This is a genomic window from Pirellulales bacterium (genome assembly GCA_019694435.1).
GTDB lineage: Bacteria > Planctomycetota > Planctomycetia > Pirellulales > JAEUIK01 > JAIBBZ01.
In genome coordinates this window covers 16,707-31,389 of sequence record JAIBBZ010000037.1, presented here as the reverse complement: position 1 = coordinate 31,389, position 14,683 = coordinate 16,707, and the positions used below count along the sequence as shown (strand labels likewise).

The 14,683-nt window shown below is 66.0% G+C and carries 9 protein-coding genes; 4 read left to right on the top strand and 5 right to left on the bottom strand.

Translation table 11 applies throughout. The features are described 5' to 3' along the window. Positions 1-36 precede the first annotated feature (36 nt). Positions 37-639 (top strand): TetR/AcrR family transcriptional regulator, encoded by a 603-nt coding sequence (locus K1X74_20180; GenBank protein ID MBX7168665.1) that lies wholly within the window; start codon positions 37-39, stop codon positions 637-639. A 48-nt stretch (positions 640-687) separates the two neighbouring features. Beyond that, entirely contained in the window at positions 688-2,799 is a 2,112-nt protein-coding gene (locus K1X74_20175) for a tetratricopeptide repeat protein (protein MBX7168664.1), read from the top strand. Between the two features lie 30 nt (positions 2,800-2,829). Here K1X74_20175 and K1X74_20170 read toward each other — a convergent pair whose 3' ends face one another. From K1X74_20170 to K1X74_20155, 4 genes are all read right to left on the bottom strand, one after another. Next, positions 2,830-4,263, bottom strand: a complete 1,434-nt coding sequence (locus K1X74_20170; GenBank protein ID MBX7168663.1) for a DUF1501 domain-containing protein — start codon at positions 4,261-4,263, stop codon at positions 2,830-2,832. Between the two features lie 126 nt (positions 4,264-4,389). Beyond that, positions 4,390-6,429, bottom strand: coding sequence for a redoxin domain-containing protein (locus tag K1X74_20165; protein ID MBX7168662.1), 2,040 nt, complete (start codon positions 6,427-6,429; stop codon positions 4,390-4,392). Positions 6,430-6,609: 180 nt separating this feature from the next. After that, complete coding sequence (locus K1X74_20160) at positions 6,610-7,872, bottom strand: DUF1552 domain-containing protein (GenBank protein MBX7168661.1); 1,263 nt, start codon at positions 7,870-7,872, stop codon at positions 6,610-6,612. Positions 7,873-7,967: 95 nt separating this feature from the next. Then, positions 7,968-12,098, bottom strand: coding sequence for a DUF1592 domain-containing protein (locus K1X74_20155; protein ID MBX7168660.1), 4,131 nt, complete (start codon positions 12,096-12,098; stop codon positions 7,968-7,970). 250 nt (positions 12,099-12,348) lie between these two features. Here K1X74_20155 and K1X74_20150 point away from each other — a divergent pair, with 250 nt between their 5' ends. Continuing rightward, the gene (locus tag K1X74_20150; GenBank protein ID MBX7168659.1) at positions 12,349-13,158 is read left to right on the top strand and encodes a fumarylacetoacetate hydrolase family protein; all 810 of its coding nucleotides are present in this window, start codon (positions 12,349-12,351) and stop codon (positions 13,156-13,158) included. A 343-nt stretch (positions 13,159-13,501) separates the two neighbouring features. On the opposite strand, the gene K1X74_20145 is transcribed toward K1X74_20150, so the two are convergent. After that, on the bottom strand, positions 13,502-14,203 hold the full coding sequence (locus K1X74_20145) for a transposase (GenBank protein ID MBX7168658.1): 702 nt from the start codon (positions 14,201-14,203) through the stop codon (positions 13,502-13,504). Between the two features lie 122 nt (positions 14,204-14,325). On the opposite strand from K1X74_20145, the gene K1X74_20140 reads away from it, so the two are divergent. After that, complete coding sequence (locus tag K1X74_20140) at positions 14,326-14,520, top strand: hypothetical protein (GenBank protein MBX7168657.1); 195 nt, start codon at positions 14,326-14,328, stop codon at positions 14,518-14,520. The last annotated feature ends 163 nt before the right edge of the window (positions 14,521-14,683 follow it).

Here is a 14,683-nt window from a genome sequence, read left to right as displayed (position 1 = left end):
GATATGACTAGCAAGTCATTCTCGACGAGGCATGCGATGAGTACCGCCGCACCCACCGCCAAGCGAGACGCCATTCTGCGCGAGGCCGTCCGGCTGTTCGCCGAGCGGGGCTACGCCGGTACGGAGATGGATGCCATCGGGGCGGCCGCGGGGGTGGCCAAGGGCACGCTGTACCGCTATTTCGCCAACAAGGAAGAGTTGTTTCGAGCGGCGGTTGCTGCGGCCTTTGCCGGACTGGTCGAGCACGTGTTCGAGACGATCGCTTGTCTCGACGATCCCGTGGCCATCATTCGGACCTCGTTTCGGGCCTTGGCCCGGTATTGCCAGAAGCATCCCGAGGTGCTGGACCTCTCGGCGCAGGAACGCGCGGCAAACCCGACGGCGCCGGCCCGCACACATTTGCTCTATCGCTCGGAAAACAATGGTTACTTTGCCGAAGTGGTGCGGCGGGGCATTGCGGCGGGCCAGTTTCGCGAGATCGATCCCGTGTTTGCGGTGAATGCATTCGCCTACATGATGTACGGCCTGCTGTTCGCCAGCCGCACCGAGGGGCGGCTCGCCGACCTCGTGACCCGGGCCGATCAGGCCTGCGACCTGCTCCTGGCCGGCCTGATGAACCCCGCGCGGCCGGCTTGCTAAGATTGACACCTCGTAGAGCAAGTCTTCGTCGCCCGATCGGAATCGTGCATGTCGCCCTCGTGGGCCCGCCGTGTTAGCGAGGCAGCCGCCGCGGCGTTGCTCTATGCGCTGGCGACATTCGTCGTCGCGGTGATTTTCGTGGGCGACCCGCTGATGCCGCTGGTCGGTGGGGGCGACACCAACCAGTTCGAATACGCCAGCGTGCATTTCGCCCAACACTTGCGGTTCGCCCCCTGGCCGCAGATGCAGTTGTTCTCCAACGACGTGTTCTATCCCTATGGCGTCAAGCACGTGTTCGAGACCTGGGCGTTCGAACGCGACTACCTGGTGGGCTTCCTCTGGCAGTGGGTGGGGCCGGGCCCCTGGATCAAGTGGCATTGGCTGGCCGGGTTGTTCATCGGGGCAGCCGGCATGTACCTGCTGGCCCGGCAGCGAGTCGGTTGGCTGCAGGCCGTGGTGTTCGGCTTCCTCGTGTCGTTCGCCAATTTCTACCTGTTTCTGAAGTATCCCGACCACATTTGCTATGCCGCGTGCCATTGGGCGACTCTGGCCATCGTGGTCGATCACCTGTTCGTCCGTGCCGCGCTCGTCGAAGGACGGCTCTCGGCGCCGCTGTTGGCACTGCGGGCCATGCTCACCCTGTTGGCGCTGGGGCACGATCTGGCTTACACGGCCGCGACCAGCTTGCTGTCGTTGGGCGTGCATGGAGCCTGGATCGTCGGCTGGCTCGTCGCGCAATTCGTGAGGGGCGCCGCCGCGCGGTCCACGGCGCGCGCGGCGCTGGCCGGCCTGGTGGGCGGGCTGCGGCGGCCGTCGCTGGCGATGCTCGTGGTTGGCATCGTGACGCTCAAAGGCATCTATTTTTACGTCCCCCTCGCGGCGCAGCTCGCGTACGAATCGTCGAATTTCCCACATCACGCCGACCAACAAGTGTTGGCCGACTTGCGCACGATCGTGCTCGATCCGGTGCACCTGGCACGGATCGCGCTGCCGTACTTTCCGCACTGGAACCCGCGGGAGCCGCACCTGATCTTTCGCGACAATCCCGAGCAGCCGGGAATGGGCTCGGTTGGATGGCTGTTCTTGATCCTGGCCGGTGCGGGACTGTGGCGCGATCGCCGTTGGCTGGTGGTGTATGCCCCAACGCTCGCGCTGCTGCTGTTGTGCTTGACGTTTTCGCCTTATTTCCAGGCGCTCAAGCTGTTGCCCTGGATGCAGTTCACGCGGATCTGCGGCCGTGCCACGTCGCTCTACCCGGCGATGCTACTCGTTTGCGCGTTGGGTTGGCGCTGGAGCTGGCCCCGCACGATTGGCCATTGGGGAATTGCGGCCGCGCTACTCGCGTTGGGCGGCGTGGAGTTCGTCGTCGGGCACCGATTGTCCAGCGAATGGTCGCGACAACCGAGCGTGGGACCCGAGTTCTACGAGTTCATGGACGTCGTCCGTCAATCGCCGGGCGAGGCAGTGCTCGATTGGCCGTTCTGCATCACCGGCGGCAGCGGCACCTGGGCCACGCTCAACTCCTTCTACGCGACCGACGCCACCTTCTCGACCTATCGCCGGTTTCATGGCAAGCAGGCCATGGGGCATTATTTCGGGCGACTGCTGCCGACCCAGGTCAGGTCCTACCTCGAGGCCGGTTGGGATCAACTCCTGATGCCGGCCCGCAAGGTGATTTATCAACCCAACCACCAGCAGCGATCGTTCGACGCCACGCAATGGGAGTTCTTCACCGAGTTCTACGAGCTGAATGATTTCTGTGGGCTGGTGCTGCACGTCGACCGCCTGGCGCCGGGCGACGAGGCCGAATTCATCCGGCGCTTTGGCGAGCCGACGGCGAGCACCAACTTGCCGTGGGCGGGCAAGCTGCTGTTCATCCCGAAGCCGGCCGAGCAGCGTGCCCGCGTCGATCGCGTTCGCGGGCGTGAGCTCAAACTGCGTACCGCGCCGGTCTACCAATATTGCGGAACGTGGTGCCTGGCCGATGGCGATTGGCAACAGGCGATCGACTACTTCGAGCAGGCGCTGGCCCTCGAGCCCGATCGGGTCGACGCCATCCTCGGCATCGTCACGGCGCAGACGCAGCTCGGCAATGCCGCCGCAGCCGAGGAATATTTGCAGCGTGCGCAGCGCGCCTCGCAACCGGCCAGCATGCCGTGACTTGGCTGCGCGACCGGGGGCCGCCTGGGTTCAGAACAAGTCGACGACCGGCGCGCCGTCCGCGACGCGCTGCGGCCGCCCCAAGCGATCGTACACCTCGGTCTCCGGCCGGATTCCCAGGGCGTGATACAGCGTGGCGGCAAAGTCGCCGGCCGAGACCGGCCGTTCGGCCGGGTAGGCGCCAATCGCGTCCGAGGCGCCGTACACCTGACCACCACGAATGCCGCCGCCGCACAGCAGGGCCGAAAACACGTTGCCGTAATGGTCGCGTCCGCCATCGCCATTGATCTTGGGCGAACGACCGAATTCGCCGGTCACCGCAACGAGCGTCTCGTCGTACAGGCCGCGCGCGGCGAGGTCTTCGAGCAGTGCCGAAAGCCCCAGGTCGAGCGGCGGAAGATTATGGTCCTTGAGGCGCGGGAAATTCGGCGTGTTGCCGACGTGGTAGCCGTGCGTGTCCCAGGCGGCCACGGCCACCTTGTCGATCGTGCCGTTGTTGTTGAAGGCCTCGGGCTCGGAGCGATCGGGCCAATAGACGACCGTCGTCCGCACGCCGGCTTCGACCAGCCGCCGCGCCAGCAGCAGGCTCTGCCCGAACAGGTTCTGGCCATAGCGCTCGCGTAGCGGGGCCGGCTCCTGCTCGACGCGAAACGCGTCGAGAAAACGGGGCTCGAGCAACAGGTCGAACGCCCGCTGTTGGATCGTCGCGAAATCGCCGCCCCACGTCGCTTCGGCGCCGGCCATCTGATCGATCAAGTCGCGGCGCCGCGACAACCGGGCCGGGGAAACACCCTCGGGCAGCGCCGCCAGTGGAACCTCGAACACGCGCCCGCTTTGCTGGCCGGGGGCCACGCTCCACGGGTCGAGCGACGCGCCCAAGAAACCGCCTGTCTGGCCGGGAACGACGTTGGTGCTCGTGGCGATCTTCCACGGATAGGCCACGAACGGCGCCACGCCCGGCGCAGTGGGCTGCAAGCGGCTCAGCACCGCGCCGTAGTGCGGATAGTCGTCTTCGCGCGGCGGCACTTCGCCCAGGTTGCGCGGGCGACGGCCCGTGAGCATCGTGTGCGACGCCGAGCCGTGAGCGCTGTCGCCGTGCGAGAGCGAACGCAGAATCGCGTAGCGATCGGCCATGCGCGCCAGTCGCGGCAGATGCTCGGTGATCTCGATGCCGGGCACGTTCGTGGCGATCGGCCGGAACTCGCCCCGGATGCCGGTCGGCGCGGCGGGCTTCATGTCCCAGATGTCCAGATGACTGGGACCGCCGAACAGGTAGACCAGAATCAAATGCTTGGCGCGGCCAAAACCCTGGCCGAGGTCGCCGGCGTCTGGCGGCGCGGCTGCGCTGTACGCCCCGGCGCCGAACTGCGCAAGCCCCGCGCCCCAGGCCAGGCCGACGCGCAACACATCGCGCCTCGACCAGGCGCGACGAGTATCGGGCGAGCTTCCGCGGATGGTAAACATCGGCAGCTCACGGGGCAGAGCAGGTGTCGCATCGCTCGGCCGGCGCATGCCGGGCCGCCGCGAGCCGCGACCGCCTTATGCTAAGGGGCGGCCCTCGCGAGCGTCAAACTTCGCCCGGCGGGCGGCCTAGTTCGAGCTTTCCTCGGACGCCTCGGCGGTGTCTGACTGCTTGTCTGGGCGCTGTTTGCGCTTCGACTTGCCGGCATTGCCGAACGCCTTGAGAAACTGCGAACCCTGGGCGCCGAACAGCTTGCCCGCCTCCTCGACGATTTGGGCCCGGCCTGCCTCGTCGATCGGCGAGCGCTGCCAGGCCTCCATGAAGCTCTTCATGAAGGCCATCCGGACTTTCATCTGGTCGCGCTCGCTCTGGGCCACGACCTGGAACAGGCCGAAGCACATCTCGTCGTCGCTCTCGTTGCCGAACAGGACCCGCGCCGGCGGCGTGCTGGGGTTCGAGGGATTGGCCGACGAGTTGTCGTAGCGGGCCAGGACGTCGATCTGCGTGCCGGCCGGCAGGGTCAGCGGCTTTTCGTAGACGTAATTGTCCTGCCAGTAGAAGTCCCAATCCTTGATCCACATCAGCGATTGCTCGCTGCGGTCGGGCAGCGTCGCGGTGATCTTGAACTCCTTGCCGACCAGGTGCAGATGGGGCAGCAGCGAAATCAGCGTCACGTCGGTGGGCAGCGTCACGCTCGAGCGAACCTCGTGGCTCGACGCGCCGGCCGGGATATCGATCATCAGGGTGCCCACCACCATAATCGATTGCGCGGCCGTGATTTTCTGGCCCTCGTCGGCGTAGTACAGCGCGACCGACGATTGGTCGGTCTCGTCCTTGCCGGTCGGGTGCAGGTGCAGTTGCAGCACCAGGTCGGTGCCCGGCTCGACCGGCATGCCGATCCCCTCGGGATAGAACCGCGGCGTCATGCCGGGCGTCCACACGCCCAACATGCCGGCGACGGGGATATCGATCGACCCGGAAGTCGTGTATCCCGGCTCGGGCGTGGCCGCGTCTTTGGCGCGCGCGGTGCCCGAGCGGTCGAGGAACAAGATCGCATGATGCACGATGGCCGGATTGCCGGGCCGGAATTCGAAGCCGACCACGGTTTTGCCCCCGGCGGCCTCGAGCGGGATGATGAAGTGTTGGAAGACGTCTTCCGTGCCGGCCTTGAGCGTGTAGGGCTCGGGCGCGGTCACCACGAGATCCGGCTCGCCCAAGCGCCAGCCCGACGCGAACTGCGGCTGCGGTGGCAGATCCGCGGGATCGCCCTGCGGGGCGCCGGCCTTGGCCCAGGCCTCGAACAGGGCGAGCTGCGCTTCGGTCAGGTGACGCTCGCCGACGAACCGCGCGCCGCTGATTTCAGCCTTCCACGGCGGCATGCGCCGGCTGCTCGTGACCTGGTGCAGAAAATCGGCCCGCTTGGCGGCATCTTCGTAGGTCAACAAGGAAAACGGCGCGACTTCGCCCGGCCGATGGCATTCGGCGCATTGCGCGAACAGGATCGGCGCGATATCGCGATTGAAGGTCACTTCGCTCGAGGTGCCGGCGACGGTCCGCTTTTCGAGCGGGCAGCCGACCGGCTCGGTCACGGCCGTTTCCACCGGCCGTCCGGCGAGCACCGCGGCCACGGCATCGCTCAGGTCGTGCACGGTCGGCTGCGGACGCTTTTGCCCAGGCGCGGCATACCGATCGTCGATCCGGCCGTGGTACGCCAGTGCGCCGTGCGGGTCGAGCACGAAGGCCTCGGGTACATGCGTCGGGCCGAGCGTGCTGGCCAGATCGCCCGAGGCGTCGAACAAGACGGGAAACTCGATCTTGAAGTCGGCGGCGAACTTGACCGCAGCCGTCCGCTTGACCGTACGGTCGGCCAACACACCGTAAAACTCCACGTGCTTGTCACAGAATTCGGCGGCCAGACGGTTCAACTCAGGCACATACTCGGGGGCGATCGGGCACTCGGTGGTCATAAAGACCAGCACCGTCGCCGCGCGATGCGGATCACCGGCCAACCGATGCGCCCGACCTTCGAGATCAAGGGCCGAAAGGAACCGCGCCGGCTCGTCGGCCGAACGCAGCTCTGCCGCTTGCGCGGCGCCACCCACAAGCAACACGACGGCCATGGGCAGACCGAAGTTCAACCAACGACGACGAGGGGCGCGAATCGTCATGACAAGAGACTCCAGGAGACCCACCGCGCTTCGCGATACAACGCAAACACCCTATTCTGCCGGCAGCAGGCAAAATGATAGTGTGCAAACGATAGTTGTCCCTGGCAAGACAAGCCGGGACAAGAGTTCGGGTTGCGCCGTAAGCCATTTTTGGTAACGCGGGAATTACGGCCGCCCGCACTACACTTCGGCCAGGCGTTCGGTCGCATCGCCAAAGCGTTTGAGGTGCACCCCGGCCTTGTCGAGCAGCGACATGTACAGGCTGCACATCTTCCGCTCGGGCTTTTCGAGATAGTTGAGCACCCGGCCGCCGGTGATCTGGCCGCCGCCGCCGCCCACCATGATCACGGGCAACTGCGTCGCGTCGTGCCCGCCGGTCATCATGCTCGACAGGAACAGCATCATCGAATTGTCCAGGGCCGTGCGCTCACCCTCTTGGATCGCATCCAGCTTGCGGGCGATGTACGCGAGCTGCTCGACGAAGAACTGGTTTACCTTGAGCCAGTCGGCCGTGTCGGAATGGCTCAGCAAGTGGTGGATCATGTAGTCAACGCCCAGGTGCGGGAACCGCAACGAGCTGTGGTCGTTGTTGAGCTTGAGCGTGCAGATGCGCGTCGTATCGGTCTGGAACGCCAGCACCAGGATGTCGCACATCAACCGCATGTGCTCGGCGATGTCTTGCGGCAGGCCGTCGCCGGGGCGCGGAATGTTCGGTTCGGTGAGCGTCGGCCGCCAACCTTGCAGCTCGTTCCGCTTGCCGGCCTGGGCAATCCGCTGCTCGACCTCGCGTACCGAGTCGAGATATTCGTCGAGCTTGCGCTGATCGGCCGCACTCACCTGGCGGCGAAAATCGTGCGCGTCTTCGAGCACTGCGTCGAGCACGCTCTTGTCGCCGCGGCCTACTTCGTCCTTGAACAACCGGTCGAACGCCAGCGCCGGGTACAGCTCCAAGGGCGTGGGCGTCGTGGGGGACGACCACGAAATGTGCGAGCTGTAGAGCATCGAGTAGTTCTTGTGCACCGAGGGGTTCGACTTTTCGCACCCCAGCACGAGGCTCGGCACCTTGGTCGTGCCGGCTTGTTGCTGCGCCATCACCTGATCGAAGCTGGTGCCCGAGCGAATCTCGCCGCCCGAGGCCAGCGGTGCGCCCGACAGCAGATTGCCGGTCTGCGAGCTGTGGATGTTGCCCTTGAGGGCCTCGTCGTTGTAGAGGCCGCGGATGAACAGCATCCGGCGGTTGAAGTCGTTCAGCGGCGCGAGCACCTGGCCCAACTCGAGTCCGGCGGCCGATTCTTTGGCCCACCACTCGCGGCTGTGAAAGCCGTTGCCGGCGAACAGCACGGCCAGGCGGACCGGCGGTTGATTGCTGGCTGCCGCCGGTGCCGTGGCTGCTCCCGCGTCGGCCCCCCAAACGGCCCGCGATTCGAGCCAAGGCAGAGCCATCGATACGCCTACGCCGCGCAAGAATGTGCGACGCGAAAGGGCGGCGGCATGCATGTTCGAAATCTCCTTGTCCGGCGTCAGCAAATTGTCCGGCGTCAGGGTGCCGGGCGGTCGGGGGATGTTTGAGCCGTCGCCGTGGCCAGCGACGCCTGTTGCGGGCGGATCATGCGGAACTGCGGGCTGCGGACGATGGCCTCGATGGCCGTGGACATATGATACCCGCCTGCGGCCAGTTGGGCTCGCAGATCGGCCAGCAGCCGCCGATCGGCCAGTTGCACGCTGCGCCCCAAGGAATATCCGAGCAGTTTCTTGCAGAACTGGCCGATCACGTCGTCGTGCCGGGTCGAAATCAGGTAGATTCGCAGCCCGGCTAGACCGTCGAACTCGGTGCCGTCGCGCAAACGGGCATGCACGTCGATGGGGCGGTTGCCCAGGTCGCGCTCGCGCCGCCGGCCGATGGCGTCGTAGCTTTCCAGGGCGAAGCCCAACGGGTCGATCCGCTGGTGGCAATTGATGCACTTCGGATCGATCGAATGCGCCTCGATCAGTTGGCGCACGGTCAGGCCTTCGAGCGCCGCTTCGTCCTCGGGCAACACCGGCACGCCCTTGGGAGGCCGAGGCAGGCGCTCGCCGAGCAGCACTTCGGAGACCCAATTGCCGCGCAAGATCGGACTGGTGCGCGAGGCGCCGGATTGCTTGGCCAAAGTTGCGCCCAGGCCGAGCACGCCGCCGCGGCCAAGTTGCTGCGCATGGTCAATGCGGCGCCACGACGAATCGGGAACGGGCGTGCCGGAGTCGAACGGCACTCCGTAAAACGCGGCCAGGGTTTCGTTGACCAGCACGTGATCGGCGTTCCAGATCTCTTCGACCGAGCCGTCGCGGCGCACCAGATCGGTGAAAAACTGGATCGCCTCTTCGTACAGATCGTCGCGCAGCTCGGCGAACTCTGGAAAGTGCCGCGGGCTCTTTTCGTCGAGCGAGGCAAAGTCGTAGATGTGCAGCCATTGGCAGGCGAACTCGGTCGCCAGCCGCCGCACCTTCGGATCGCGCATCATCCGGCGGGCATGGCCGGCGAGCACGTCGGGATCGTGCAGCCGCCCGGCGGCCGCGTCGACCTTCAGGGCTTCGTCCGGCGCGCTCGACCAGAGGAAATAGCTGAGCCGGTTGGCCAGCTCCCAATCGCTGACCGGCGCCGGACCTTCGCCGGCGGCCGCGGCCTCGAGCTTGTAGAGAAACGCCGGTGCCACGAGCACCCGGGCCAACAACAGCCGCAGCGCCTCGTCGTGCGGCAACTCCTCGGCGCGAAGCTGCGCGTAGAGATTGTGCAGCTCGCTCCGATCCGCATCGGTCAGCGGCCGGCGATAGGCCTTCTCGGCCCAGGCCAGCACCGCGTCGATCTGCACCGGCTCGGTGGCGAGCAGCCACTGGCGATATTCGTCGGCCTGGCGATAGATCGATTCGCGCAGCGGCTCGAACAGCCGCGGGTCGCTGTCCTGCGAGGCGTATTCGAGCAACTGGCCGAAGGCATCGACCGTGATCAGGGCGTCCTGGCTGATGAACCTGAGTTCGCTCCACAGCCTGTCGAGATAAGCCCTTTGCTCGTCGTCGAGCATCAGCCGGGCCAGGGCATCTTCCTCGCGGTGGAACAAGGTCAGCGTAATCACCTCGTCGACCGGCACGATGCGGCTGTAGCACAAGGCCGCGGGAAACCAATTGCGGAATTCGGCCAGCGCGGTCTCGATTCGCCCGTGCGCGGCGCTGCCCGGACGGGCCAGCACCGGTGTATCGGGACGCAGGGCGCGCAGATCGCCCGGCGGCGCAGGCAGAATTTGCGCCTGGGCCGTGCCTTCGGCCGCGGTCTCGTCGAGCGTGACCGTGGCCACCAACTCGCAACCCGCGATCAGGTCGGAGGGGAGCCGCACGGCGAGGGCCGTGGGAGCCGCCAGGCAGAGGTCGGCCGCGTCGATTGCCGAACCGTCAGGTCGATGGCCGCACAACGCCGGATCGATTCCCCAGTCGGCCGTGCCCGAGGTGCTCGGAGCTTCGAGCGGTGTTCCTTTCGCGGCCGAAGCCGCTGCACTCGCTAACAGCGGCCCGCCGAGCGAGGCCAGTTGTCGGTAGAGCACCGCATCGGGATGCTGCTTGTCGGCCGGCGGCGCACCCGTCAGCAAGCTCTGCAGTTCGCCGGCCAGTGCTCGCTTCTCGTCGGGTTTGTCGGTCGCCTGCCACCGCGCGAGCAACGACCCGGCCGGGATCACCGGACCCGCCTTCGTACCGTCGACCTTCTCGGTATAGAAATGCCAGATATTGGGCTGGCCCTGGGCGTCGGCGTGGGGATTGCTGGCGAGGATGTCGCCGGAGACATCCTGGCTCAAATTCCACGTGCGGTCGCCCGCCTTGATCGTCAACTCGATGTCGGTCAGATCGCAGGAATGGTTGCCGTCGCGCGGGCCGACGACGAGCGAGATCAGATCGCCCTCGCGAACGGCCAAATCGTCGAGCGGTCCGAACGGCACCGGTGCGCCGCCTTGCGCCACACCGGACGCGAGCGTTTGCCGCGTGCTGCCGCGCCGCAGCTCGACGGCCCACGTGACGCCGTTGCCGCACTCGGGATGCGCATGGGTCACCTGGCCGGTGATGTGAATCATGCCGGCCAGCGGGCTGCGCCAGCCGGTGGCGATATTCAAAGTCGGCGACGGGTGCACGCACACGCCGCGCCCCTTCATGTTGCCCGGAATACGAATGTGCTGATCGGTCGAGTTGGCGACGATGCTCGGCGTCTCGGGCGAACCCCAACCGCGGACGAAATCGTATCCGCCGGTGCTGGTGAGCGCTTGCGTCAGATAGTCGAGGCGCAGGGCCGGCGCCGCATTCAGTCCGAGATAATCGAGCCACGCGCTGAGCGTCTCGGCGGCCACTCCGTGCCGCGCGGCGAGCTCCGCGACGTCGACCGTTTGGCCCGCCGCCGCGGCTTCGCCGGCCGCGTCGAGACACGCCGCCGTGGCGGCGAACAGCTCGCTCCGGTGGGCTTCCAAGGCACCGGCAAACTGCCGCACATCGCGCAGCAGCAGTTCGGGCCGTCCCGGAATCACCAGTCGCGGGCGGCGCCAAACGACCAGGTCGTGCTCCGAGCTGTCACCCCCGGCGCTGGCCACCAGGTGCACGGTGATCGGGCCGGCGTCGGCCGCATCGGAAAACTTGAACCGCAGCTCTTGCTCGGCGACCACCGGGTCGACCACGACGACCCAGGGCTTCATGTGCCCGACGTTTTGAAAGCGAAACAGCGCCTGCTGCCAGCGGGCGACCTCGGCCACGAGCGCCGGCGCATCGTCAGGCTTCGCCGTGCGCCACGCCGCGCGCAATCCGGCCAGGACCGGCGATGCATCGTCGGCGTTAAGCAGCCGCACGAGTTCGCCGAAGTAATGGGCATTCAACCCCTGGGCGGCCGCGACCTGGCTGGGCGTCTGCGCGCCGCTGGCGAGCGCATCGCGCGATGCGACGGCGGCGCCGAGGTACTTGTCCCAAGGCAATTTCCCTTCCGGGTCGGCGAACCCGGCGTAGAACCGTTTGATCTCGGCGACGATTTCGTTGGTCCAATCGCGTCGCGTCGTGGCCGGCGAAAACCGCACGCCGGTGGGCAGGGGCACCAGATGCGCGGCAATGCCCTTGGCCGCGTCGAAATACTTGGTCAACAGCGCCGGCGACATGACCAGCGCATTGCCCGTGTTCGTAAAGCCCTCGCCCGCCGCGCCATCGACGGGAAACTCGCGCGCCGGCTGCAAGTCGAGGCCCGTCAGGTCCTGAATTGTGTATGTGTATTCGGCGTTGCTCAGGCGCCGCAACACGACCGGGCCCGGGTCGCCGGCCAGCGCCTGCGACTCCGCCTCGAGATAGCGCTCGATCCATGCGCGGAGCTGCTGCTTCTCCTCGGGGGCGAGCTGATCCGAGTCGCGCGGGGGCATTTCAGCCTGGTCGAGCATCTCGGCGATCTTGGGCCAGCGCTCGGCCTCCTGGCGCAGCTCGACGAGCGTGTGCATCTGCTCGAGGTCGAGTTCGCCTTCCTTCGTTTCGGCATCGTGACAAGCGATGCAGTAGCGCTCCAAGAGCGGCCGCGCGACCCGCAGATAGTCGGCGGCAATCGGGTCGAACGACTGCGGTTCGGCGGCCCGGCACCACGAACAACCCGCCACAAACCCCAGCGCAATGAACAAACCGGTACGCATCACGTGGCAGGTTCCTCTCGGGCAATCCAAGGTGGGTCGCCGCCGGCTGTTGCTCGGCGCGTGGCGGCGAGTATGTTGGCGGGCAACCCACACTGTAATTGCCCGCCAATTTGCCGGTCAAACAAACCGGTGGCCGACGGGCCGCGGGCATCGTCAACCGGGGTGGGCGGCCGAGCACGCCTGTGCCCGATATGCTCACCGCATCACCGAACCCTGCTCACCGCATTCCTGAGCCGAGGAGCCGTTTTTGCCCATGAAGATCATTCGTTACCAAGACCGCAGCGGCGCGGTGCACTTTGGCCGGTTGCACGGCGACGGGCGCACGACACGGCTCGAGGGCAGCATCCTGGCGGCCCCGCGCGACTCGGGCGAGGCGGCCGACGTGCACAAGCTGCTCGCCCCGATCGAGCCGCGCGACATTATCTGCATCGGCCTGAACTACCGCCGCCACGCCGCCGAAGGGAATCAGCCGATCCCCGAGCAGCCGGTGGTGTTCATGAAGAACTCGGGCACGTTGACCAATCCCGGCGACCCGATCGTGCTGCCGCGCAAGCTGCGCAGCGACATGGTCGACTATGAATGCGAGTTGGCCGTCGTACTCTCGCGGGCCTGTTACAACGTCAGCAAGGCCGACGCGCTCGACTATGTGCTGGGCTACACCTGCGCCAACGACGTGAGTGCCCGCGACTGGCAGATGAAGTGGGGCGGCAGCCAGTGGTGCCGCGGCAAGACGTTTGCCACGTTCTGCCCGTTGGGGCCCTGCCTGGTGACGGCCGATGAGATCGCCAACCCCAACGCGCTCGCGATCAAGACGGTGCTCAACGGCCAGACGATGCAAGACTGGACCACCGAAGACATGATCTTCGACGTGCCCACCTTGATCGAGTTCCTCAGCGGCAGCACGCGCTTGCAGCCGGGCACGGTGATCCTGACCGGCACGCCGCACGGCGTGGGCGGCGCGCGCAAGCCGCCGGTGTTCCTGCAACCGGGCGACCGGATCTCGATCGAGATCGAAAAGATCGGCGTGCTCGAAAACCCGGTGATCGAAGAAACGTTCGGTTAGCGCCGCGAAAGAGGCCGGCTCCAGCCGCCCGCAATTCGACAGTTCATCCAAAGCCGTGGTAGGTAGGATTGACACGGGAGAAACGGGCCATGTCCAACGTCGAGCGCATCGAAAGAGATGTTCAGAGCCTTTCGCCAGACGAGTTGGCGGACTTTCGCAAGTGGTTTGCCTCCTACGACTCGGCGCTCTGGGATCAGCAGTAGGAGCGCGATGTCGCGTCGGGAAAGCTCGACGCGTTTCGCAATGAGGCAACCGCAGAGCACGCGGCTCAGAGGACCAAAGAGCTTGAAGCACTTCGCTTCCTCCCGTTTCTGGTCGCACCCACAAACCGGGTCAGAACTGTTTATTGCTTCCTCGGCGTGTCCTTGCGCGGTCGCCCCGGCGGCCTGATGGTCAATTCCAAGTCGAGCCGCCGGGCCAGGCGCTGCAGCCATGCCGCGTCGCCGTACGGCAATCCGGCCAGGTTCGAGCGGCGAATCGCTGCCAGCGTCGGTTCGCGCTGCGGCGCGTGCACCTTGCGGGCCCAGATCGCCTGCCGCCGGCCGGGCGTGGCGGCGAGGGCCTCGTACTCCGGCAGCCGGTCGAGGAGCGGGTCCGGCTCGCCGAGGCCGTGCGCACAAAAGCTGCTCCAACGATAATCGCCCGCCTGGCGAACGAGACCGGCGCGTAGCGGATTGGCCTCGATGTAGCGCAGCACGGTGAGCAGGTGTTCGCCGCTTTGGATCACGGGGCTCTTGAACCGCCCCTGCCAGACGTGGCCGCCGGAGCCGTGGTGCTTGTGATAGCGCTGCGTGTGCGAGATGAGCAGGCTCTGCATCAGGCGGCTGATCGTCGTCTCGCCCGACGGCTGCAACAGCAAATGAACATGATTGTGCAACAGGCAGTAGCCGAACAGCTTGAACGGCCGCCGCTGCTTGAGTTCCCCCAGGGCCCGCAAAAACGCCGCGAAATCATCGTCGCCATGAAAGACGGGCTGGCGATTGTTGCCGCGATTGATGACGTGATACGTTAGACTGGCGCCGACGGGTCGCAGGGGACGAGGCATACATGGCAAGATAGCGGCCCGCGGCGGCCGTGTCTAGAAACCAGTTCTGACCCGGTTTCTGTTTGCCTGTAACGCGACTTCGTTGCTTTTGATCTTTTCCTTCCTGGCCTAGGGAAGTATGCATGTTGTCGATTAGGTCGTTTGAAGTGAGTTCGTCGATACGAGGCATCGGTTTGGGAGTGATCCTCGGCGGGGCGATGAGCCACTGGGGAGTTGCGCCAATTATCATCCTGATTGTTGGTGGCTTTGTACAAATGGTGGGCCACGGCACGCGTGATCGCTGGTTTCCAAAAGGACGCACCCATCCGCAAGAATGAAACAGAAACCGGGTCAGAACTTGTTATCAATTTCTTGTCGTTATAGTCACGCCGCGTCACCGTGCAGCCGACCCGGCCGCGTTCGAGGGGCGATATCGTGGTCGCCGCGAACGACGACGAACCGGCGACTATTGCCGCGATGAATGGCGTGGTACCTTGGGCT

Excerpts from the sequence above, each read along its gene's own strand:
- K1X74_20180 (MBX7168665.1), top strand. The coding sequence starts at position 37 with ATGAGTACCGCCGCACCCACCGCCAAGCGAGACGCCATTCTGCGCGAG.
- K1X74_20150 (MBX7168659.1), top strand. The coding sequence starts at position 12,349 with ATGAAGATCATTCGTTACCAAGACCGCAGCGGCGCGGTGCACTTTGGC.
- K1X74_20140 (MBX7168657.1), top strand. The coding sequence starts at position 14,326 with ATGTTGTCGATTAGGTCGTTTGAAGTGAGTTCGTCGATACGAGGCATC.
- K1X74_20160 (MBX7168661.1), bottom strand. The coding sequence starts at position 7,872 with ATGGCTCTGCCTTGGCTCGAATCGCGGGCCGTTTGGGGGGCCGACGCG.
- K1X74_20165 (MBX7168662.1), bottom strand. The coding sequence starts at position 6,429 with ATGACGATTCGCGCCCCTCGTCGTCGTTGGTTGAACTTCGGTCTGCCC.
- K1X74_20170 (MBX7168663.1), bottom strand. The coding sequence starts at position 4,263 with ATGTTTACCATCCGCGGAAGCTCGCCCGATACTCGTCGCGCCTGGTCG.
- K1X74_20145 (MBX7168658.1), bottom strand. The coding sequence starts at position 14,203 with ATGCCTCGTCCCCTGCGACCCGTCGGCGCCAGTCTAACGTATCACGTC.
- K1X74_20175 (MBX7168664.1), top strand. The coding sequence starts at position 688 with ATGTCGCCCTCGTGGGCCCGCCGTGTTAGCGAGGCAGCCGCCGCGGCG.